The sequence below is a fragment of the Enterobacter cloacae complex sp. ECNIH7 genome (assembly GCF_002208095.1).
In the GTDB taxonomy this organism is placed as follows: Bacteria; Pseudomonadota; Gammaproteobacteria; order Enterobacterales; family Enterobacteriaceae; genus Enterobacter; species Enterobacter cloacae_M.
On sequence record NZ_CP017990.1, the window covers coordinates 4,109,793 to 4,130,179 of the forward strand.

The 20,387-nt window shown below is 57.0% G+C and carries 20 protein-coding genes and 1 other RNA gene; 6 read left to right on the forward strand and 15 right to left on the reverse strand.

What is annotated here, in order from left to right; all coding sequences use genetic code 11:
* Positions 1–84: 84 nt before the first annotated feature.
* The 3 genes from recJ to xerD are packed head-to-tail and all read right to left on the reverse strand — an operon-like array spanning position 85 to position 3,462.
* A complete protein-coding gene (gene recJ / locus WM95_RS20290; RefSeq protein ID WP_045355605.1) occupies positions 85–1,818 on the reverse strand; it encodes a single-stranded-DNA-specific exonuclease RecJ in 1,734 nt (577 codons plus the stop codon).
* 5 nt (positions 1,819–1,823) lie between these two features.
* A complete protein-coding gene (gene dsbC / locus WM95_RS20295) occupies positions 1,824–2,537 on the reverse strand; it encodes a bifunctional protein-disulfide isomerase/oxidoreductase DsbC (RefSeq protein ID WP_063408211.1) in 714 nt (237 codons plus the stop codon).
* A gap of 28 nt (positions 2,538–2,565) precedes the next feature.
* Positions 2,566–3,462, reverse strand: a complete 897-nt coding sequence (gene xerD / locus WM95_RS20300; protein ID WP_023309098.1) for a site-specific tyrosine recombinase XerD — start codon at positions 3,460–3,462, stop codon at positions 2,566–2,568.
* Positions 3,463–3,563: 101 nt separating this feature from the next.
* On the opposite strand from xerD, the gene fldB reads away from it, so the two are divergent.
* A complete protein-coding gene (fldB, locus tag WM95_RS20305; protein ID WP_063408212.1) occupies positions 3,564–4,085 on the forward strand; it encodes a flavodoxin FldB in 522 nt (173 codons plus the stop codon).
* A 6-nt stretch (positions 4,086–4,091) separates the two neighbouring features.
* On the opposite strand, the gene WM95_RS20310 is transcribed toward fldB, so the two are convergent.
* Together WM95_RS20310 and sdhE are read right to left on the reverse strand one after the other, a co-directional pair.
* Positions 4,092–4,502 (reverse strand): protein YgfX, encoded by a 411-nt coding sequence (locus WM95_RS20310; protein ID WP_021242050.1) that lies wholly within the window; start codon positions 4,500–4,502, stop codon positions 4,092–4,094.
* Positions 4,483–4,749, reverse strand: a complete 267-nt coding sequence (gene sdhE / locus WM95_RS20315) for an FAD assembly factor SdhE (RefSeq protein WP_010435322.1) — start codon at positions 4,747–4,749, stop codon at positions 4,483–4,485. Before sdhE ends, WM95_RS20310 begins: the two co-directional genes overlap by 20 nt.
* Positions 4,750–5,043: 294 nt before the next feature.
* Here sdhE and ygfZ point away from each other — a divergent pair, with 294 nt between their 5' ends.
* A complete protein-coding gene (gene ygfZ, locus WM95_RS20320) occupies positions 5,044–6,024 on the forward strand; it encodes a tRNA-modifying protein YgfZ (RefSeq protein ID WP_029739202.1) in 981 nt (326 codons plus the stop codon).
* Positions 6,025–6,097: 73 nt separating this feature from the next.
* On the opposite strand, the gene trhA is transcribed toward ygfZ, so the two are convergent.
* Entirely contained in the window at positions 6,098–6,757 is a 660-nt protein-coding gene (gene trhA, locus WM95_RS20325; protein WP_023309101.1) for a PAQR family membrane homeostasis protein TrhA, read from the reverse strand.
* A gap of 165 nt (positions 6,758–6,922) precedes the next feature.
* A complete protein-coding gene (gene yqfB, locus WM95_RS20330) occupies positions 6,923–7,234 on the reverse strand; it encodes a N(4)-acetylcytidine aminohydrolase (protein WP_023309102.1) in 312 nt (103 codons plus the stop codon).
* Between the two features lie 51 nt (positions 7,235–7,285).
* Here yqfB and WM95_RS20335 point away from each other — a divergent pair, with 51 nt between their 5' ends.
* Both WM95_RS20335 and bglA read left to right on the forward strand, forming a co-directional pair.
* On the forward strand, positions 7,286–8,017 hold the full coding sequence (locus WM95_RS20335) for a MurR/RpiR family transcriptional regulator (protein ID WP_063408213.1): 732 nt from the start codon (positions 7,286–7,288) through the stop codon (positions 8,015–8,017).
* 116 nt (positions 8,018–8,133) lie between these two features.
* Positions 8,134–9,567, forward strand: coding sequence for a 6-phospho-beta-glucosidase BglA (bglA, locus tag WM95_RS20340; protein ID WP_063408214.1), 1,434 nt, complete (start codon positions 8,134–8,136; stop codon positions 9,565–9,567).
* A 61-nt stretch (positions 9,568–9,628) separates the two neighbouring features.
* Here bglA and WM95_RS20345 read toward each other — a convergent pair whose 3' ends face one another.
* The 8 genes from WM95_RS20345 to WM95_RS20385 form a co-directional block, all read right to left on the reverse strand.
* Complete coding sequence (locus WM95_RS20345) at positions 9,629–10,372, reverse strand: SDR family oxidoreductase (RefSeq protein ID WP_032660097.1); 744 nt, start codon at positions 10,370–10,372, stop codon at positions 9,629–9,631.
* A 70-nt stretch (positions 10,373–10,442) separates the two neighbouring features.
* The gene (gene gcvP / locus WM95_RS20350; protein WP_088544971.1) at positions 10,443–13,316 is read right to left on the reverse strand and encodes an aminomethyl-transferring glycine dehydrogenase; all 2,874 of its coding nucleotides are present in this window, start codon (positions 13,314–13,316) and stop codon (positions 10,443–10,445) included.
* Between the two features lie 124 nt (positions 13,317–13,440).
* Positions 13,441–13,830: a glycine cleavage system protein GcvH gene (gene gcvH, locus WM95_RS20355; protein WP_008499718.1), complete on the reverse strand. Its 390-nt coding sequence runs from the start codon at positions 13,828–13,830 to the stop codon at positions 13,441–13,443.
* A 23-nt stretch (positions 13,831–13,853) separates the two neighbouring features.
* Entirely contained in the window at positions 13,854–14,948 is a 1,095-nt protein-coding gene (gcvT, locus tag WM95_RS20360) for a glycine cleavage system aminomethyltransferase GcvT (RefSeq protein ID WP_063409125.1), read from the reverse strand.
* 397 nt (positions 14,949–15,345) lie between these two features.
* Positions 15,346–16,548 (reverse strand): FAD-dependent 2-octaprenylphenol hydroxylase, encoded by a 1,203-nt coding sequence (gene ubiI, locus WM95_RS20370; protein ID WP_063409124.1) that lies wholly within the window; start codon positions 16,546–16,548, stop codon positions 15,346–15,348.
* A gap of 12 nt (positions 16,549–16,560) precedes the next feature.
* A complete protein-coding gene (gene ubiH / locus WM95_RS20375) occupies positions 16,561–17,739 on the reverse strand; it encodes a 2-octaprenyl-6-methoxyphenyl hydroxylase (protein WP_088544972.1) in 1,179 nt (392 codons plus the stop codon).
* Positions 17,736–19,049, reverse strand: coding sequence for a Xaa-Pro aminopeptidase (gene pepP / locus WM95_RS20380; RefSeq protein ID WP_088545054.1), 1,314 nt, complete (start codon positions 19,047–19,049; stop codon positions 17,736–17,738). Before pepP ends, ubiH begins: the two co-directional genes overlap by 4 nt.
* Before the next feature lie 31 nt (positions 19,050–19,080).
* Positions 19,081–19,659 carry a YecA/YgfB family protein gene (locus tag WM95_RS20385; protein ID WP_023333316.1) on the reverse strand — a complete coding sequence of 193 codons (579 nt, stop codon included), beginning with the start codon at positions 19,657–19,659 and terminating at the stop codon, positions 19,081–19,083.
* Between the two features lie 168 nt (positions 19,660–19,827).
* Here WM95_RS20385 and zapA point away from each other — a divergent pair, with 168 nt between their 5' ends.
* Together zapA and ssrS are read left to right on the forward strand one after the other, a co-directional pair.
* A complete protein-coding gene (gene zapA / locus WM95_RS20395; protein WP_006811891.1) occupies positions 19,828–20,157 on the forward strand; it encodes a cell division protein ZapA in 330 nt (109 codons plus the stop codon).
* A 41-nt stretch (positions 20,158–20,198) separates the two neighbouring features.
* Positions 20,199–20,382: non-coding RNA, 6S RNA (gene ssrS / locus WM95_RS20400), on the forward strand.
* The last annotated feature ends 5 nt before the right edge of the window (positions 20,383–20,387 follow it).

The window sequence follows — 20,387 nt, forward strand, 5'->3', positions numbered from 1 at the left end:
TTTTCTTTTATGGACTTGTCAAAATGCGGTGATAAGAGCGGGATTGTACCGAATCCACGCCCTTTTTTATAGAGATTACTGCCGCTAAATTGGCCAGATATTGTCGATGATGATCTGCAGGGTGCGGTTACCGCGAAACTCGTTGATGTCCAGTTTGTACGCCAGCTCGACCTCGCGCACGCCGTTGTCCGGCCAGATGGAGGTATCGACGTTGAAGGCAATGCCGTCCAGCAGCGGTCCCCCGCCCACGGGCTCGACCATCACTTTCAGATGACGTTCGCCGACGATGCGCTGCTGCAGCAGGCGGAAACGCCCGTCGAACAGCGGTTCCGGGAACATCTGTCCCCACGGACCGGCATCGCGGAGCATTTGCGCCACGTCCATCGTCATCTCAAGCGGTGAAAGCTCGCCATCGGACACCACTTCCCCCTGCAGCAGGGCCGGGTCAATCCAGTCGGTGACCAGTTCACCAAACAGACGCTGAAACTCGTCGAATTTCGCCTCTTCCAGAGACAGGCCTGCCGCCATCGCATGGCCGCCGAACTTGATCATCAGACCCGGATACAGCGTATCGAGACGCTCCAGCGCATCGCGCATGTGCAGCCCCTGGATTGAGCGGCCAGAGCCTTTCAGCGTGCCATCACCCGCGGGGGCGAACGCGATCACCGGCCGGTGGAAACGTTCTTTAATACGCGACGCCAGAATGCCCACCACGCCCTGATGCCACTCGGGATGGTACATCGCCAGGCCGCCCGGCAGCGTATCGCCGCTGCGTTCAAGCTTTTCGCACAGGGTCAGCGCTTCGGCCTGCATCCCCTGCTCAATCTCTTTACGGGTCTGATTCAGCGCGTCCAGCTCGTTGGCCAGCACGCGCGCTTCACCGATGTTGTCGCACAGCAGCAGCGCCACGCCGACGGACATATCGTCCAGTCTTCCTGCCGCGTTCAGGCGCGGCCCGAGAGCAAAGCCCAAATCGCTTGCCGCCAGCTTGAGCGGGTCGCGGTTGGCAATCTCCAGCAGCGCCTTGATCCCCGGACGGCACTTGCCTGCCCGGATACGGCTTAGGCCCTGCCAGGTCAAAATACGGTTATTGGTATCGAGCGGGACCACGTCCGCGACGGTGCCCAGCGCCACCAGATCGAGATATTCGGCCAGGTTCGGTACGGCAATACCGCGGGAGTCGAACCAGCCCTTATCGCGCAGCAGGGTACGTAACGCCAGCATCAGATAAAACGCTACGCCCACGCCTGCGAGAGATTTCGATGGGAAATCGCAGTCGCGCAGGTTGGGGTTAATAATCGCTTCCGCATCCGGCAGCGTTTCGCCCGGCAGGTGGTGATCGGTAACCAGCACCGGGATCCCCAAAGCGTGAGCATGATCGACGCCCGCATGGGAGGAGATCCCGTTATCGACGGTCATGATCATCTGTGCACCACGGGCGTGGGCCTGATCGACCACTTCCGGGCTGAGGCCATAGCCGTCTTCAAAACGGTTCGGTACCAGATACGTGACGTTATCGCAGCCCAGCGCGCGCAGGCTGAGCACGCTCAGCGCGGTGCTGGTTGCGCCGTCGGCGTCGAAATCCCCTACCACCACAATTCGCGTTCCCTCTCGAAGCGCGTTGTAGAGCATTTCGGTGGCTTTTTCGATACCGCTCAGCTGCTGCCAGGGCAGCATCCCTTTCACGCTGCGTTCAAGATCCTCAGCGCGACGCACGCCGCGGCTGGCATAGAGGCGCTTAAGCAGCGCCGGGAGATCGTCCGGTAAATCAACGGGTTCAACCGCCTCGCGGCGGCGCAATTTTATTGGGGCTTTCACGCGGATTATTTACCACCAAACTGTTTCTGGTGCGCGTCGAGGAACTCTTTCATCTCTTTCGGTCCCTGATAGCCCGGAACGACATAGCCGTTGCTCAGGACAATCGCAGGCGTACCGCTCACGCCAAACTGCACGCCGAGCGCGTAGTGGTTAGCGATATCAATGTCGCAGGAGGCTGGCTTAACGCCTTTGCCGTTCATGGCGTCATCAAACGCTTTGTTGCGGTCTTTCGCACACCAGATCGCCTTCATGTCCTGCTCTGGCTGGCTCTGCACGCCCGCGCGCGGGAAGGCCAGGTAACGCACGGTGATGCCCAGCGCGTTGTAGTCTTTCATCTCTTCATGCAGCTTGTGGCAGTAGCCGCAGGTGATGTCGGTGAAGACGGTAATGACGTGTTTTTCCTGCGCCGCTTTATAGATGATCATCTCTTTTTCGAGCGCGTTCAGGTTTTTCATCAGCAGCTGGTTGGTGACGTTCACCGGCTGCGCGCCGCTCACGTCGTACATTGGCCCCTGAATAATGTGTTTGCCGTCTTCGGTGACGTACAGCACGCCGCTGTTGGTCAGTACCGTTTTCATGCCGGCAACCGGTGCAGGCTGAATATCGCTGCCGGTGACGCCAAGCTTAGCCAGCGACTGTTTGATGGCGGCGTCGTCAGCATGAGCGAAACCGGTAAAGGAGGCTGCCAGCAGGGTGAACAGCGCGAAAGTCTTTTTCATATGTGATCCTGTTACAATTCGTCGGCACTCACGCTCGAGGGTGGTGCTGTTGGTGTAGCTGCCGCAGGCGTTCCGTCGCGACATGGGTGTAAATTTGCGTCGTGGAAAGATCGCTGTGGCCCAGCAGCATCTGCACCACGCGTAAATCAGCGCCGTGGTTTAACAGATGCGTCGCGAAAGCGTGACGCAATACGTGCGGCGAAAGCTTTTCACTGTCGATACCCGCCAGTGTGGCGTAATGCTTGATGCGATGCCAGAACGTTTGCCGCGTCATCTGCTGGGCGCGCTGGCTCGGAAACAGGACGTCGATAGAAGTACCATTTAGCAGCCACGGACGACCGTGCTCCAGGTACGTTTCCAGCCAGTAAACCGCCTCTTCACCCAGCGGAACCAGCCTTTCCTTATTTCCTTTACCAATGACGCGCACTACGCCCTGACGCAGGCTGATGTCGCTCATCGTCAGACCAACCAGTTCCGAAACGCGCAAGCCGGTAGCATACAATAGCTCAAGCATGGCTTTATCGCGTAACTCCAGCGGCAGGTCAACAGCCGGTGACTGTAATAATCTCTCAACTTGTGCTTCGCTGAGATCTTTCGGCAGCCGCTGCGGGAGCTTAGGAGATGCCAGCAGCGCGCTGGGATCGTCTTCGCGGATCTTCTCACGGTAGAGGTGCTGGAACAGCCGACGCATGGCGCTGAGCAAACGCGCGGAACTGGTAGCTTTGTAGCCCCCTGCGATACGTTCCCCCAGCAGCGCCTGCAGGTCGTCACGCTGCGCGCTCGCAAGGGATAACCCCCGGTGCGCAAGCCATTCCACCAGCATGGTGAGATCGCGACGGTAGGCGCTAAGGGTATTCTCGGCCAGATTTTTCTCCAGCCACAGCGCGTCGAGAAACTGTTCGATCAGTGCGAGATCCTTTTCCACATCAGCCCCTTTGATTTTGCAGTCAGGCCATTATGCCTGATTGCGACCGGTTTCTGGTACACTACGCGCAAAGTCAAAGCAAGTATTGAGATAGTTACGCGATGAATATTGGTCTGTTCTATGGTTCCAGCACCTTCTACACCGAAATGGCGGCAGAGAAAATTCGCGACATCATTGGCCCGGAACTGGTGACGTTGCATAACCTGAAAGATGACGCGGTCGCGCTGATGGAACAGTACGATGTCCTGATTCTTGGCATCCCAACCTGGGATTTTGGTGAGATACAGGAAGACTGGGAAGCCATCTGGGATCAACTCGATTCGGTCAATCTCGACGGCAAAATCATTGCCATGTACGGCATGGGGGATCAGCTGGGCTACGGGGAATGGTTCCTGGACGCGCTCGGCATGCTGCATGACAAGCTGGCGCCGAAAGGAGTATCGTTTATCGGCTACTGGCCAACCGAAGGTTACGAGTTTACCAGTAAAAAACCGATTATCGCCGACGGCGAGCTGTTTGTTGGACTCGCGCTGGATGAAACCAACCAGTACGATCTCAGCGATGAGCGCCTGCAAACCTGGTGCGAGCAGATTCTGGGCGAAATGGCTGAAAAGTTTAGCTAACGCGCGCTACCCCTGCGTCGTTTGTTGCAACAGCATCCGGCGCAGGTCTCGCCACTCGGCAGCATCCATACTGTCAGCCGCCAGCCACAGATGCTGGCAACGCCCGCCGTCCACCTTGCGTAACCGTAACATCATGCCGCAGTTGAGCATCCAGGGCATACCGAGGATATCCCACTCTTTACCCTGCCAGCGCAGGCGGGAATCCATCAGTAATTTAATCTCTCCCTGACGGGCATTAATGCGACGCTGGCTGCGTACGCTGTCAAAAACGACAAACGACAGTAACAGCAGCCACAGCGGCGTATAGCTCAGCGGCCACGGCATCAGTAAAACAAAGGCCGCAACCAGGCCGTGGAGCAATAAAGACATCCACTGCGAGCGCCACGAGACGCGAAGATCAGATTGCCACAGGACCACGTTCCCGATTCCGTGTTTGAATTAATTGCACCATCCGTTGCAACTCGGTGTCGGCGGGTTTGCCGTGGTTCATCAGCCAGTTGAATAAATCCGGATCGTCAGACTCAAGCAGGCGAACAAACAGACGCTTATCATCATCGCTTAAGCTGTCATACTCATATTCAAAGAAAGGCATGATGGAAATATCAAGTTCACGCATGCCGCGACGGCACGCCCAGTGAATACGGGCCTTGTTGTTAATATCCATGTTCAGTTTCCTGCATTACGTTTGGCACAGTCGGTACCCCGTTCAGTGTTCTTTATTTCTCTACGGGGACACCAGCTAGTGTAACGTGTTTTTGACCGTTTCATTACTGGAATATTGCGATCGCCGAGCAGGCTTCCAGAATAATCCCTACAAAGAAAGCGGATTACATTATTTTGCGTAGCGCTACGCATAACCGGTTTAGGGCACAAATGGTCTGTTGAAAGCACTTGCATTGCCTGCAGGCTCTTTTACCATTAGGCATTATCAAAGCGTTAAGCAATTCAGGATATCGTTATGGCATTTACACCATTTTCTCCTCGCCAGCCCGCCGCCTCTGCGCGTCTGCCGCTGACGCTTATTTCTCTTGATGACTGGGCGCTGGCAACTCTCACCGGTGCCGACGCCGAAAAATACCTGCAGGGCCAGGTGACCGCCGACGTCAGCCAGATGACCGAACACCAGCACCTGCTGGCCGCGCATTGCGACCCAAAAGGTAAAATGTGGAGCAACCTGCGCCTCTTCCGCCGTCAGGACGGCTTTGCCTTTATTGAGCGCCGCAGCCTGCAAGAGGCCCAGCTCAAAGAGCTGAAGAAGTACGCGGTCTTCTCCAAAGTCACTATCGCCCCGGACGACGAACATGTCCTGCTGGGAGTGGCCGGTTTCCAGGCCCGTGCGGCCCTGAAAAATCTCTTCAGCGAACTGCCGGATGCAGAAAAGCAGGTGGTCAGCGAAGGCGCGACCTCTATCCTGTGGTTTGAACACCCTGCGGAGCGTTTCCTGTTAGTCACGGATGCGGCAACGGCCGAACGCGTGACCGAAGCGCTGCGCGGCGAAGCGCAGCTCAACAATAGTCAGCAGTGGCTGGCGCTGAACATCGAAGCGGGTCTGCCGGTGATTGACGCAGCAAACAGCGCGCAGTTTATTCCTCAGGCAACGAACCTGCAGGCGCTGGGGGGTATTAGCTTTAAAAAGGGCTGTTATACCGGCCAGGAGATGGTGGCGCGTGCAAAATTCCGCGGAGCTAACAAACGAGCGCTGTGGACGCTGGCGGGCCATGCCAGCCGTGTACCTGAAGCGGGTGAAGACTTAGAGCTGAAGATGGGTGATAACTGGCGTCGCACCGGCACCGTGTTAGCCGCCGTACAGCTGGATGATGGACGTCTTTTGGTACAGGCCGTCATGAACAACGACATGGAAGCCGACAGCGTGTTCCGCGTGCGTGACGATGCGAACACGCTGAGCATCGAGCCGCTGCCGTATTCGTTAGAAGAGTAATCGTATCCAGGTGCCCTCCCTCTCCCTGTGGGAGAGGGCCGGGGTGAGGGCAACCGCCCGCACGGTTTAAAAACTACACCTGCCCCACGTACAAATAGATCGCCAAAAAGTGGCATACGCTGCCGCCGAGCACAAAGCCGTGCCAGATGGCATGGTTGTACGGGATGCGCTTGCAGACGTAGAAAATCACGCCGAGCGAGTACACCACGCCGCCTAAGGCCAGAAGCGTCACGCCCCCTACCGACAGTTTGACCGCCAGTTGATACACCACAATCAGCGACAGCCAGCCCATTGTCAGATAGGTGACCAGTGACAGCACCTTAAACCGGTGCGCGATGGTCAGCTTAAACAGGATCCCCAGCAGTGCCAGGCTCCAGATAACAATCATCAGGCCACGCGACAGCGGTGAGTTGAGCCCCACCAGCAAAAACGGTGTGTAGGTGCCTGCAATCAGAAGATAGATAGCACAGTGGTCAAATTTCTTGAGCCACATCTTGGCCCGCTGATGCGGGATCGCGTGATACAGCGTCGAGGCCAGGAACAGCAGGATCATACTCCCGCCATAAAGGCTGTAGCTGGTAATGGCCATCGCGCTGGCATTGGCGTCCACCGCCTGCACCAACAATAACACTAAACCGACAATCCCAAACACCAGGCCAATGCCGTGGCTGATGCTGTTGGCCACTTCCTCAGCCAGCGAATATCCCTGTGCGATTAATGGTCTACTCACCATACAAAACTCCGGGAAAACAAAAGATGATTATTCATCGCATAACTATGCTAACTGAGAATGATTCCAGTGAACACCTGTTAGCCAAAATAAAGTTAAACATAACGTTTCTAAACTATAATCAGACAGTTACACTTTAATTTCAGCGAACGTGCGTTTCGATTTTAATTATAAACATTTAAAATCAATCACATAAAACTGGTTCTGCCTGGGGTAGATCTCTGAGATCACGTTTTTCAATGCATCCAGGGTCATGTTCTCCTGTTCAGCATGTTTTTGCGTCAATGTATCGAACGTAACGGTTGACGTTCCCGTTACTTCGATGGTGCAAAAATAACCATCGTCCTCATAACGCCCCACCCGCAGGATATCGCCGGTTTTGAAATGGGATTCACTTTTATCCCGGATAGTGATGGTTTTACGTCCGGCCAGAATGTCGTCCTGAAAACGCTGAAAAAAAGTGATGTCGTTTGGCTGCATGTTATTATTCCCTGAAGAAAAGTCTGATGAGTGAGTGTAGCCATTGTGAGCATGTTCTCCCATTCCGCCATTGCCAGTCTCAATAACCTGGAGATGATGGTCTACAACTATGTCATAAAAAATCGTGACAAAGTGATGTACATGACCATCCGCGAGCTGGCGGATGCGGCAGACGTCTCAACCACGACTATCCTGCGCTTTTGCCGCAAGCTTAACTGCGAAGGCTATTCTGAATTCCGCGTGCGCTTTAAGCTTTATCTTGAACAGAACGAGCCCCAGCAGGCAAACTTCGGTGCCAGCGAAATTATCAGCTTTTTTAAAAGCGTGAATAATGAAGAGTTCGATGCGTTATTAGATAAGGCGGTTGATATTATTTTAACGTCAGAGCGAATTATATTTGTCGGTGCCGGAACATCGGGTTCGCTGGCAAAATATGGCGCACGCTTCTTTTCTAATATCGGGAAATTCAGTAATCATATTGATGATCCTTATTTCCCGGTCACCAATGATATGGCGAAAAATGCGCTGGCGATTGTGCTTTCCGTCTCGGGAGAGACCGAGGAGATCCTGCGCTTCGCCAGCCAGTTCAGCCTGCATCACTGCAAGGTGCTCTCGATAACCAGCCACGAGCACTCGCGTCTCGCAAAACTGGCGGACTTTAATCTCTCCTGGCATGTTCCTCAGACGCGTATTGCAGGCGTCTACGACATCACCACGCAAATTCCCGTCATTTATATTCTGGAATCTCTCGGACGTAAACTGGCGAAGAAACTCACAGAATAAAACACCCTGTTTTTTTGATGTAACAAATCACATTTACTGTGAATTGTTATATCGTGACATTCAATTTCGCTTTGCTAGACTCGATGCCAGTAAGCCATTTATTGAGAAGAGCAGCGATGAAAAAATTAACCTTACCAAAAGATTTTTTATGGGGCGGCGCGGTTGCGGCTCACCAGGTTGAAGGCGGCTGGAACAAAGGCGGCAAAGGGCCAAGCATTTGTGACGTATTGACCGGCGGCGCGCACGGCGTCCCGCGCGAAATCACCCAGGAAGTAGTGCCGGGTAAATACTACCCAAACCACGAGGCTATCGACTTCCACGGCCACTATAAAGAAGACATCAAGCTGTTTGCCGAGATGGGTTTCAAGTGCTTCCGCACCTCTATCGCCTGGACGCGCATCTTCCCGAAAGGTGACGAAACGCAGCCAAACGAAGAGGGGCTGAAGTTCTACGACGACATGTTCGACGAGCTGCTGAAATACAACATCGAACCGGTGATCACCCTCTCCCACTTCGAAATGCCGCTGCACCTGGTGCAGGAGTATGGTAGCTGGACCAACCGTAAAGTGGTCGATTTCTTTGTGCGCTTTGCGGAAGTGGTTTTTGAGCGCTACAAAAACAAGGTCAAATACTGGATGACCTTCAACGAAATCAATAACCAGCGCAACTGGCGCGCGCCGCTGTTCGGTTACTGCTGCTCGGGCGTGGTCTATACCGAACATGACAATCCGGAAGAGACCATGTACCAGGTCCTGCACCACCAGTTTGTGGCCAGCGCCCTGGCGGTGGAAGCCGCGCGCCGCATCAACCCGGAGATGAAAGTCGGCTGCATGCTGGCCATGGTGGCGCTCTATCCGTTCTCATGCAAACCGGAAGACGTGATGTTCGCCCAGGAATCCATGCGCGAGCGCTATGTATTTACCGACGTCCAGCTGCGTGGTTACTACCCGTCCTACGTGCTGAACGAGTGGGAGCGCCGCGGCTTCTCCATCAAAATGGAGGCAGGCGATGAGCAGATCCTGCGTGAAGGTACCTGCGACTACTTAGGTTTCAGCTACTACATGACCAACGCGGTGAAAGCGGAAGGCGGTACCGGCGATGCGATTTCCGGCTTCGAAGGCAGCGTGCCGAACCCGCACGTGAAGGCGTCCGACTGGGGCTGGCAGATTGACCCGGTAGGCCTGCGCTATTCTCTGTGCGAACTGTACGAGCGTTATCAGAAACCGCTGTTTATCGTGGAAAACGGGTTCGGTGCCTACGATAAGGTGGAAGAAGACGGCAGCATCAACGACGACTATCGTATCGACTACCTGCGTGCCCACGTGGAGGAGATGATCAAAGCCGTGACACACGACGGCGTGGATCTGGTGGGATATACGCCCTGGGGCTGCATCGACTGCGTGTCGTTCACCACCGGCCAGTACAGCAAGCGCTACGGCTTTATCTACGTGAACAAGCACGACGACGGCACGGGCGACATGTCGCGTTCCCGCAAGAAGAGCTTCGAGTGGTATAAGGGCGTGATTGCCAGCAACGGCGAGAAACTTTAACGCCGGGCGGCGCTACGATTGATCCCCTCTCCCCTTTGGGGAGAGGGTTAGGGTGAGGGGCTTATTTCCCGCCAGCCAACTCAATAAAACTGCCCGTTACGTACGACGCCTTCTCGCTCAGCAGCCAGACAATCGCCTGCGCCACCTCTTCCGGCTGGCCGCCACGCTGCATCGGCAGCAACGATTTCACGCGATCCACCCTCCCCGGCTCTCCGCCGGACGCATGAATATCCGTATAAATCAGACCCGGACGTACGCAGTTGACGCGAATACCCTGCGCCGCCACTTCCAGCGATAGCCCGGTTGTCAGCGAATCCACCGCCCCCTTGGACGCGGCATAATCCACATATTCACCCGGCGCCCCAAGGCGCGACGCGGCGGAAGAGACGTTCACTATCGCCCCGCCCTTGCCGCCATGCCTGAAGGACATGCGTTTTACCGCTTCCCGGCAGCAGAGAAAGTAGCCCGTGACGTTGGTCGCCAGGACGCGGTTAATGCGCTCAGCGGAGAGGTTCTCGATAGTGGATTGCTCAAACAGAATGCCCGCATTATTGACCAGCGCACGAAGCGGCTCGCCTTCACGATCGAGGCTGTCAAACATCGCCAGCACCTGGGCTTCATCACTGATATCTGCGCGGACGGCAAAGGCTTTACCGCCCGCTTCAACGATCTGGTTGATCACGTCCGTCGCGGCTTTAATGTTGTGATGATAGTTCACCGCCACGGTGTAGCCTTCGCGCGCCAGCTGCAGCGCGGTGGCTTTCCCAATGCCCCGGCTGGCGCCGGTGACCAGTGCTATTGCCATTTTCTTCTCCCAATAAAAAAGCCGGGTGGCGGCTTCGCCTTACCCGGCCTACGTTACTACACCAACAATATTACTGGTATTCGCTCATCGGCACGCAGGAGCAGAACAGGTTACGGTCGCCGTAGACATCATCAAGACGCTTCACGGTCGGCCAGTATTTGTTTGCCACGCCTGCCGGGAAGACGGCCAGCTCGCGGGAATAGCCGTGGTTCCACTCGGAGACCATCTCATGCTGGGTATGCGGAGCGTTGACCAGCGGGTTATCTTCCAGCGTCCATTCGCCGTCCTGCACACGGTCGATCTCCATGCGGATGGCCAGCATCGCGTCGATAAAGCGGTCCAGCTCGGCCTTGCTTTCAGACTCGGTCGGCTCAACCATCAGCGTACCCGCAACCGGGAACGACATGGTTGGCGCATGGAAGCCGTAGTCGATCAGACGCTTGGCAATATCCAGCTCGCTAATGCCGGTTTGCTCTTTCAGCGGACGAATATCGAGGATGCACTCGTGCGCCACGCGACCGTCGCGGCCGGTATAGAGCACCGGGAAGGCGGACTTCAGACGAGTCGCAATATAGTTGGCGTTGAGAATCGCCACCTGGCTCGCCTGCTTCAGCCCTTCCGCGCCCATCATGCGGATGTACATCCAGCTGATTGGCAGGATAGAGGCGCTACCGAACGGTGCCGCAGAGACCGCGCCCTGACGAGTCAGCATGCCTTCAATCTGCACAACGCTGTGGCCTGGGACAAACGGCGCCAGGTGCGCTTTCACGCCGATAGGACCCATGCCCGGGCCGCCACCGCCGTGAGGGATGCAGAAGGTTTTGTGCAGGTTCAGGTGCGACACATCCGCGCCGATAAAGCCCGGAGAGGTAATGCCCACCTGAGCGTTCATGTTCGCGCCGTCGAGGTAAACCTGACCGCCGAACTGGTGCACCACTTCGCACACTTCACGGATAGTCTCTTCGTACACGCCGTGGGTAGACGGGTAGGTCACCATGATGCAGGAGAGCTTGTCGCCCGCCTGCTCGGCTTTCGCACGCAGGTCGACCAGATCGATGTTGCCGTTCTTATCGCAAGCAACGACCACCACTTCCATGCCCGCCATCTGGGCAGAGGCCGGGTTGGTACCGTGGGCAGAGCTTGGGATCAGGCAGATATCGCGGTGACCTTCGTTGCGGCTTTCGTGATAGTGACGGATCGCCAGCAGGCCCGCGTATTCGCCCTGCGCGCCGGAGTTTGGCTGCATGCAGAGCGCGTCATAACCGGTCAGCTTCACCAGCCAGTCGGAAAGCTGGTTGATCATCATATGATAACCTTCCGCCTGCTCTGGCGGGCAGAACGGGTGCAGCTCGGAGAATTCAGGCCAGGTGATCGGGATCATCTCTGCCGCGGCGTTCAGTTTCATGGTGCACGAGCCCAGCGGGATCATCGCCTGGTTCAGCGCCAGATCCTTGCGCTCCAGAGAGTGCATATAGCGCATCATCTCGGTTTCGCTGTGGTAGCGGTTAAACACCGGATGCGTCAGGATCGCATCGTTACGCAGCATGCTTTCCTGAATGGAGCGGCTGTCGAGCGCGACCTCTTTGTCGAGCGCATCAATGTCCAGACCGTGCGCGTCACCCAGCAACACGCTGAACAGGTTCAGGATATCGTCGCGGGTGGTGCTTTCATCCAGCGTAATGCCGACGGCGTTGTGGATGTCGCTACGCAGGTTGATCTCTGCCGCATTCGCGCGCGCCAGCACGGCCGCTTTGTCCGCCACTTCCACACACAGGGTGTCGAAGTAGTGAGCGTGGCGCAGCTTAAGGCCTTTCTGCTGCAGGCCGCAGGCCAGAATATCGGCCAGGCGGTGAATGCGGCTGGCAATACGCTTCAGGCCTGCCGGGCCGTGGAACACGGCGTACAGGCTGGCGATGTTTGCCAGCAGCACCTGGGAGGTACAGATGTTGGAGTTCGCTTTCTCGCGGCGGATGTGCTGCTCGCGGGTTTGCATCGCCATGCGCAGCGCGGTGTTACCGGCAGCGTCTTTTGAGACGCCGATAATACGGCCGGGCATGGAGCGTTTGAATTCATCTTTCGCGCCGAAGAACGCCGCGTGCGGGCCGCCGTAGCCCATCGGCACGCCGAAGCGTTGCGCTGAACCAAAGACAATATCCGCGCCCTGTTTGCCCGGTGCCGTCAGCAGCACCAGCGCCATAAAGTCGGCGGCAACGCTGACAACCACTTTGCGAGATTTCAGCTCGGCAATCAGCGCGCCGTAGTCGTGAACTTCACCGGTGGTGCCCACCTGCTGCAGCAGCACGCCGAAGACGTCCTGATGATCCAGCACTTTGTCAGCGTCGTCGACGATCACGTCAAAGCCGAAGGTTTCCGCGCGAGTGCGCACCACGTCCAGCGTCTGCGGATGCACGTCCGCCGCCACGAAGAAGCGGTTGGCATTTTTCAGCTTGCTCACGCGCTTAGCCATCGCCATCGCTTCGGCGGCGGCGGTCGCTTCATCCAGCAGAGACGCGGAGGCAATATCCATACCGGTCAGATCCAGCGTCACCTGCTGGAAGTTCAGCAGCGCTTCCAGACGGCCCTGGGAGACTTCCGGCTGATACGGGGTGTAAGCGGTGTACCAGCCCGGGTTTTCCAGCATGTTGCGCAGGATAACCGGCGGCAACTGCACGTTGGTGTAGCCCATGCCAATGTAAGACTTATAGCGCTTGTTCAGGCCTGCGATAGCCTTCAGCTCCGCCAGCGCGGCGAATTCCGTGGTGGCTTCCCCCACCTGAGGCGGCGTGGCAAGCTGGATGTCTTTTGGCACAATCTGGCCGATCAGTGCGTTTAATGAATCCGCGCCAACTGTCTTCAGCATCTCCTGCTGTTGCTGAGCATCCGGCCCAATGTGACGTTCAATGAAGGCGCCACGGTTTTCAAGCTGGCTTAAAGTCTGTGTCATGAGCGATGGTTCCTGAAACGTGCAGTGAATTTAAGTTCCCTCTCCCTCTGGGAGAGGGTTAGGGCGAGGGGAAGATGGGCACCCTCGCCCCTGCCCTCTCCCGAAAGGAGAGGGGGATAAACGATTACTCGTCTTCTAACAGTGCTTCGTACGCGGTCGCATCCAGCAGCGCGGCAACCTGAGATTCGTCGCTGGCTTTGATCTTGAAGATCCAGCCGCCTTCATAAGGCTCGCTGTTCACCAGCTCTGGCGAATCGCTCAGCGCGTCGTTGACGGCAACGATTTCGCCGCTCACAGGGGCATAGATGTCAGATGCCGCTTTTACGGACTCCGCCACGGCGCAGTCGTCGCCCGCGCTAACGGTCGTGCCCACGTCAGGCAGGTCAACAAACACCATGTCGCCCAGCAGCTCTTGCGCGTGCTCGGTGATCCCTACGGTGTAAGTGCCGTCCGCCTCTTTGCGCAGCCACTCGTGTTCTTTGCTGTATTTCAGTTCTGCTGGCACATTGCTCATTGAAGTTCTCCTGATAAAAATGATTAGGTGACCGGCTTACCGGCGCGAACAAAAATCGGTTTGGTCACGTTGACCGGCATTTCGCGGTTGCGGATTTGCACCACCGCCGTTTCGCCAATACCCGCCGGCACGCGTGCCAGTGCAATACTGTAGCCCAGCGTAGGGGAGAAGGTACCGCTGGTGATCACGCCTTCGCGAGGATTGCCGTCAGCATCGGTAAAGCGCACCGGCAGTTCACCGCGCAGCACGCCCTTCTCGGTCATCACCAGACCCACCAGCTGTTCAGTGCCCTTCTCGCGCTGCATCTCCAGCGCTTCACGGCCAATAAAGTCACGGTCAGCCGGTTCCCATGCAATGGTCCAGCCCATATTGGCGGCCAGCGGAGAGACGCCTTCGTCCATCTCCTGACCGTAGAGGTTCATCCCCGCTTCCAGACGCAGCGTATCGCGCGCGCCCAGACCCGCAGGCTTCACGCCCGCTTCCACCAGCGCACGCCAGAAATCAGCGGCCTTCTCGTTCGGCATGGCAATTTCGTAGCCCGCTTCACCGGTGTAGCCGGTGGTGGCGATAAACAGATCGCCCGCCTGCACGCCGAAGAACGGCTTCATGCCTTCGGTTGCTTTGCGTTGCTCGTCGTTAAACAGAGACGCGGCTTTCGCCTGCGCGTTCGGCCCCTGTACGGCGATCAGCGACAGGTCGTCACGGACGGTGATGTCGATGGCATAAGGTTCGGCGTGTTGGGTGATCCAGGAGAGGTCTTTTTCGCGGGTGGCGGAGTTGACAACGAGGCGGAAGAAATCTTCAGTGAAGTAGTAGACGATAAGGTCATCAATCACGCCGCCCGAGGCATTCAGCATGCCGGTGTAGAGCGCTTTACCTGGCGTCTTCAGTTTGGCGACGTCATTTGCCAGCAGATAACGCAAAAACTCCCGGGTGCGGCTGCCGCGCAGATCGACAATCGTCATGTGGGACACGTCGAACATACCGGCATCGGTGCGCACCGCGTGGTGCTCATCAATCTGCGAGCCGTAGTGCAGCGGCATCATCCAGCCATGGAAGTCCACCATGCGGGCGCCGCATAACACGTGTTGTTCGTACAAAGGAGTCTGTTGAGCCATCTTGTCCTCGTTGAAAAATTCACCGTGAAACCCGGTGTCGGCCCCGTTACCTGGCGCCGACGCAAACGTTCTCTTTTACCCGAACTTACCACCTAAACCAGCGGTTAACCATAAGGTAAAACGGGTCATCACATTAGCTTATGACCAAAAAACGCTAAAAAGCCTACAGAGTTATTCACTGGAAAAATGCGATTAACCCCGCACAAAATTAACAATGATCTAACAGGATTTAGCACATGGTGATATTTCGTGCGGAAAATCGGGCCGAATTTCCGTAACATAAAATCTCGTAGATTAGATTTTCTAATGCGAAAAATGACGTGAAATTAGAATATTTCAAACGAGGGAATTTCCCCGGCGCAGAGGCCGGGAAAATAAAGTGTGACGGGGATCGAGATTAGCGTAACCAGTCGGGAAGATCGTTAAGACCCATCGCCTGACGGAGGAGTTGAGGTTTGACGCCAGGAAGCGTATCGGCCAGTTTAAGACCAATATCGCGCAGCAGTTTTTTTGCCGGATTCGCGCCGGCAAACAGCTCGCGGAAGCCCTGCATGCCCGCCAGCATCATCGCCGCGCTGTGCTTGCGGCTGCGCTCGTAGCGACGCAGGTACAGATGCTGGCCGATGTCTTTCCCTTCGCGATGCAGGCGACGCAGTTCCTTAACCAGCTCCGCCGCGTCCATAAAGCCAAGGTTGACGCCCTGCCCGGCCAGCGGATGAATGGTATGCGCCGCATCACCGACCAGTGCCAGACGGTGCGCCGCAAACTGACGCGCGTAGCGGCCGGTTAACGGGAACACCTGCCGCGCGCTTTCAAGGGCGCATAAGCCAAGGCGGTTATCAAACGCCATGCACAGCGCCTGGTTAAAGGCCTCCGGCGTCGCCTCGTGCATCTGCTGGGCTTTCTCCGGCACCAGGGACCAGACAATCGAGCACAGGTGCGGATCGGCAAGCGGCAGGAATGCCAGAATGCCGTCGTTGTGAAAAATCTGCCGCGCCACGCCGCCGTGCGGCTCCTCTGTTCGGATCGTTGCCACCAGAGCATGATGACGATAGTCCCAGAAGGTCAGCGGGATATCGGCCTTGTTGCGCAGCCAGGAGTTCGCACCGTCGGCGCCGACTACCAGACGCGCAGTCAGCATGTCGCCGCTTTGTAAGGTGATAAACGCCTCGTTTTCACCCCACGCCACCTGCTGGACCTGCGCAGGCGCAATCAGAGTCACGTCACTGCACTGCTGTGCTTTCTGCCACAGCGCGTGGTGGATCACCGCGTTTTCGATGATATGGCCCAGATGGCTATAGCCCATGCTTTCATCATCAAAAGCAATATGACCAAAGCTGTCTTTATCCCACACTTCCATGCCGTGATAGCAGCTGGCGCGCTGCGCCACAATATCTGCCCAGACGCCAAGGTGCGTCAGCAATTTCTCGCTGGCGGCATTGATCGCCGAGACGCGGAGTTCCGGCGGGGCATCTGGCGCAACGGGCTGAGGCTGCTTTTGCTCCAGCACCGCCACGCGCAGGCCGCTGCCCTGTAAACCACAGGCCAGCGCCAGTCCGACCATACCGCCGCCAACGATGGCGACATCAACATTTTGCACGGTGATAACTCCTTAACGCGCGACCCAACCAAGAGTCCGCTGCGCCAGCACGTCACGTGCCGGAATGAATAATTCCATCGCCATCAGCCCGAGGTTGCGACCCGCAACCAGCGGCGCCCAGCGATTGGCAAAGAGATGGACTAAGCCGTCGGTAACGCCGATTGTCGCCTCTTTATCGGCCTGACGTCGCTTCTGGTAATGGCTTAGCACCGAATAAGCGCCACAGTCTTTTTGTTCGCCCCACGCCTGAGCAAGGGTTTCCGCCAGGCTCATGACATCACGCAGGCCAAGGTTGAACCCTTGTCCGGCAATCGGATGTAATGTCTGCGCGGCGTTGCCGACCAGCGCCACGCGGTGAGAAACAGATTGCGATGCGGTGGTTAACGACAGCGGATAGACCGCACGTTTCCCCGCATGGGTAATACGCCCCAGCCGCCAGCCAAAGGCTTTCTGCAGTTCGGAACAAAAACGTTCGTCGGACCAGGCTTTAACCTCTTCGGCCTTATCCTGCGAATGGCACCAGACCAGCGAACAGCGCCCGTCCGACATCGGCAGCATTGCCAGCGGGCCATGCTGCGTAAAGCGTTCAAACGCCCTGCCGTGGTGTTCTGCTGCGGTAGAGACGTTGGCGATGACCGCCACCTGGCCGTACGGCTGCTGGCGCCACTCCACGCCGCACTGGGCGCCGAGCGATGAGCGCGAGCCGTCCGCGGCGACCAGAAGCTGGCCTTCAAGCACGGTGCCGTTTTCCAGCGTTACGCTGACCGACGCCTCGCTGCGGCTCACGCCGGCCACGCGCGCCGGACAATGCAGCGTGACGCCCGGCGCATCCTGGAGCAGGCGGAACAGACGCAATCCGACGTCGTGCAGCTCAACAACCTGACCCAGCGCGTCAATGCGGTAATCCTGCGCGTCCAGCGTGACAAAGCCAGCATGGCCGCGATCGCTTACGTGAACGGTTTTAATTGCCGTCGCGCAATCGGCGATGGCCTGCCAGATGCCAATGCGGGACAGCTGCTGGCAGGTACCCTGCGCCAGGGCAATGGCGCGGGAATCAAAACCGGGATGATTCTTTGCCTGCGGCGCGACGGCTTCCACCAGGTGCACCGCAAGCTGCCCCTTCGTCAAATGCGAAATGGCCAGCGCCAGCGTGGCCCCGGTCATGCCGCCGCCAACGATAATCACGCTCATGCGCGTGCCGCTGCCATCAGCGCCTCGATATCGTCAGCGTTTTTCACGACGCTCGCGGTCAGGTTATCGTTACCGGTTTCGGTAATAACGATGTCATCTTCAATACGAATGCCAATCCCGCGGTACTCCTCAGGCACGTCGGCATCCGGCGCGATATACAGGCCTGGCTCCACGGTTAACACCATGCCCGGCTCCAGCACGCGCGAACGGTCGGCGCCGTACGCGCCAACGTCATGCACATCCAGCCCCAGCCAGTGGCTCAGGCCGTGCATGAAATACGGTCGATGCGCATTTTCAGCGATCAGAGTGTCGACCTCCCCTTTCAGGATCCCGAGCCTGACCAGGCCGGTAATCATGATGCGCACCACTTCACCGGTCACTTCCTGCATGGAGGTTCCGGGACGATACAGCCTGAGCGCCGTCTCAAGCGACTCGAGAACGATGTCATAAATGGCGCGCTGTGCCGGTGAGAATTTACCGTTCACCGGGAAAGTACGAGTGATGTCCCCCGCGTAGCCCTGGTATTCGCAACCGGCGTCAATCAACACCAGATCGCCGTCGCGCAGCGCGCTTTCGTTTTCGGTGTAGTGCAGAATGCAGCCGTTTTCTCCGCCGCCAACAATGGTGTTGTAGGAGGGATAACGCGCGCCGTGGCGGTTAAATTCGTGATGAATTTCGCCTTCCAGCTGGTATTCGAACAGCCCAGGACGGCACTTTTCCATGGCGCGGGTGTGCGCCAGGGCGCTGATTTCGCCCGCACGACGCATCAAATTCAGCTCTTCTTCAGACTTGAACAGGCGCATCTCATGCACCACCGGACGCCAGTCCGTCAGCGTGGCCGGCGCGGACAGGTTCTGCCGCGAGCCTTTGCGCAGCTTATCCAGCGCGGTGAAAACAATCTCATCGGCGTAGGCATATTCACCCTGCGCGTGATAGAGCACGTCGAGGCCGTTAAGCAGCTGATAGAGCTGCTGGTTGATTTCGCTAAACGCCAGCGCGCGGTCAACGCCCAGCTTCGCCGGTGCGGCCTCCTGGCCCAGGCGGCGGCCAAACCAGATTTCGGCTGTCAGATCGCGCACGCGGTTGAAAATCACGCTGTGGTTGTGGGTGTCATTGCTCTTAATCAGCACCAGCACCGCTTCCGGCTCGTTAAAGCCGGTGAAGTACCAGAAATCGCTGCTCTGGCGATAGGGATATTCGCTGTCGGCGCTGCGCGTGACTTCGGGCGCAGCAAAAATCAGCGCGGCGCTGCCCGGCTGCATTGTTGCCAGCAGCGCCTGACGGCGGCGCGAATACTCTTGACTCGAGATAACCATGACACCCTCCTGTGCGTTATTTTTCTTAATGTAAGGTTGGCTTGCGGACTTCCGGCGCGGTCGGCTGAGAGCGCGTGAAGTTGTCGTGGCATAGCAATGCCGCCACGCGCACGTACTCGATAATCTCTTCAAGAGACATTTCCAGCTCTTCCTGGTCTTCGTCTTCATCGTAGCCGAGCTGGGCGATGTTACGCAGGTCGTCGATCGCCTCACCCGCTTCGCCGGTCACTTTATCCAGTTTAGGCTGCGTCACGCCCAGCCCCAGCAGATAGTGGTTTACCCAGCCGGCCAGCGCATCGGCGCGATCGAACACGCTGACGTCGTCGCCTTCAGGCAGATAAAGCTGAAAAAGGAAGCCATCGTCTTCCAGCGAATCGCTGGTTGCAGCGTGCATTTTACGCAGCGCTTCCGCCAGCTCGTGACCAAACGCCAGCCCTTCATTCGTGAGGTCGTGGATCAGCGGCTGCCATGAGCTGTCGCTGTTTCCGCCGCACAGCATGCCACTGATCAGACCGTGCATTTCGGCAGGAGTTAAACCGATTCCCTGCTGGTTCAGTAACTGGTTTAAATCCTTGTAACCAGGCATTTCGTTCTGTATAGACATGAGCATTCGTCATCAAAGGGGGGAAGTTTCATGATATGCTACCACTTTGGACCCTGGTGATACCAGAAAAGGGCTTGTATCTTCACATCAGGGTAGCTATAGTGTCGCCCCTTCGCAGCCCCCGGGGCAGTAAGCGAAGGCAGCGCAGTCAATCAGCAGGAAGGTGGCATGTCTGCACAACCCGTCGATCTCCAGATTTTTGGCCGTTCACTGCGAGTGAATTGTCCGCCTGAACAAAGGGATGCTTTGAATCAGGCAGCGGACGATTTGAATCAGCGGTTGCAAGATCTAAAAGAACGCACTAGAGTCACAAATACTGAGCAGCTGGTTTTCATCGCCGCGTTGAACATCAGCTATGAACTGACTCAGGAAAAAGCGAAGACCCGCGACTACGCGGCAAGCATGGAGCAGCGCATTAAAATGCTCCAGCAGACCATAGAACAGGCATTGCTTGATCAAGGTCGCAATCCCGAAAGACCGGGACCAAAGTTTGAATAACACTTCTCAGTTGACTATGGTAGAGTAACTGTGAAGACAAAATTTCTCTGAGATGTTCGCAAGCGGGCCAGTCCCCTGAGCCGATATTTCATACCACAAGAATGTGGCGCTCCATGGTTGGTGAGCATGCTCGGTCCGTCCGAGAAGCCTTAAAACTATGACGACACATTCACCTTGAACCAAGGGTTCAAGGGTTACAGCCTGCGGCGGCATCTCGGAGATTCCCTCTC

What these genes read in the sequence shown, in the direction of transcription:
- ygfZ (WP_029739202.1), top strand. Translation starts at nt 5,044, where the DNA reads ATGGCATTTACACCATTTTCTCCTCGCCAGCCCGCCGCCTCTGCGCGT.
- sdhE (WP_010435322.1), bottom strand. Translation starts at nt 4,749, where the DNA reads ATGGATATTAACAACAAGGCCCGTATTCACTGGGCGTGCCGTCGCGGC.
- yqfB (WP_023309102.1), bottom strand. Translation starts at nt 7,234, where the DNA reads ATGCAGCCAAACGACATCACTTTTTTTCAGCGTTTTCAGGACGACATT.
- gcvH (WP_008499718.1), bottom strand. Translation starts at nt 13,830, where the DNA reads ATGAGCAATGTGCCAGCAGAACTGAAATACAGCAAAGAACACGAGTGG.
- WM95_RS20335 (WP_063408213.1), top strand. Translation starts at nt 7,286, where the DNA reads ATGTTCTCCCATTCCGCCATTGCCAGTCTCAATAACCTGGAGATGATG.
- ubiH (WP_088544972.1), bottom strand. Translation starts at nt 17,739, where the DNA reads ATGAGCGTGATTATCGTTGGCGGCGGCATGACCGGGGCCACGCTGGCG.
- gcvT (WP_063409125.1), bottom strand. Translation starts at nt 14,948, where the DNA reads ATGGCTCAACAGACTCCTTTGTACGAACAACACGTGTTATGCGGCGCC.
- zapA (WP_006811891.1), top strand. Translation starts at nt 19,828, where the DNA reads ATGTCTGCACAACCCGTCGATCTCCAGATTTTTGGCCGTTCACTGCGA.
- bglA (WP_063408214.1), top strand. Translation starts at nt 8,134, where the DNA reads ATGAAAAAATTAACCTTACCAAAAGATTTTTTATGGGGCGGCGCGGTT.
- WM95_RS20385 (WP_023333316.1), bottom strand. Translation starts at nt 19,659, where the DNA reads ATGTCTATACAGAACGAAATGCCTGGTTACAAGGATTTAAACCAGTTA.
- trhA (WP_023309101.1), bottom strand. Translation starts at nt 6,757, where the DNA reads ATGGTGAGTAGACCATTAATCGCACAGGGATATTCGCTGGCTGAGGAA.
- dsbC (WP_063408211.1), bottom strand. Translation starts at nt 2,537, where the DNA reads ATGAAAAAGACTTTCGCGCTGTTCACCCTGCTGGCAGCCTCCTTTACC.
- WM95_RS20345 (WP_032660097.1), bottom strand. Translation starts at nt 10,372, where the DNA reads ATGGCAATAGCACTGGTCACCGGCGCCAGCCGGGGCATTGGGAAAGCC.
- fldB (WP_063408212.1), top strand. Translation starts at nt 3,564, where the DNA reads ATGAATATTGGTCTGTTCTATGGTTCCAGCACCTTCTACACCGAAATG.
- gcvP (WP_088544971.1), bottom strand. Translation starts at nt 13,316, where the DNA reads ATGACACAGACTTTAAGCCAGCTTGAAAACCGTGGCGCCTTCATTGAA.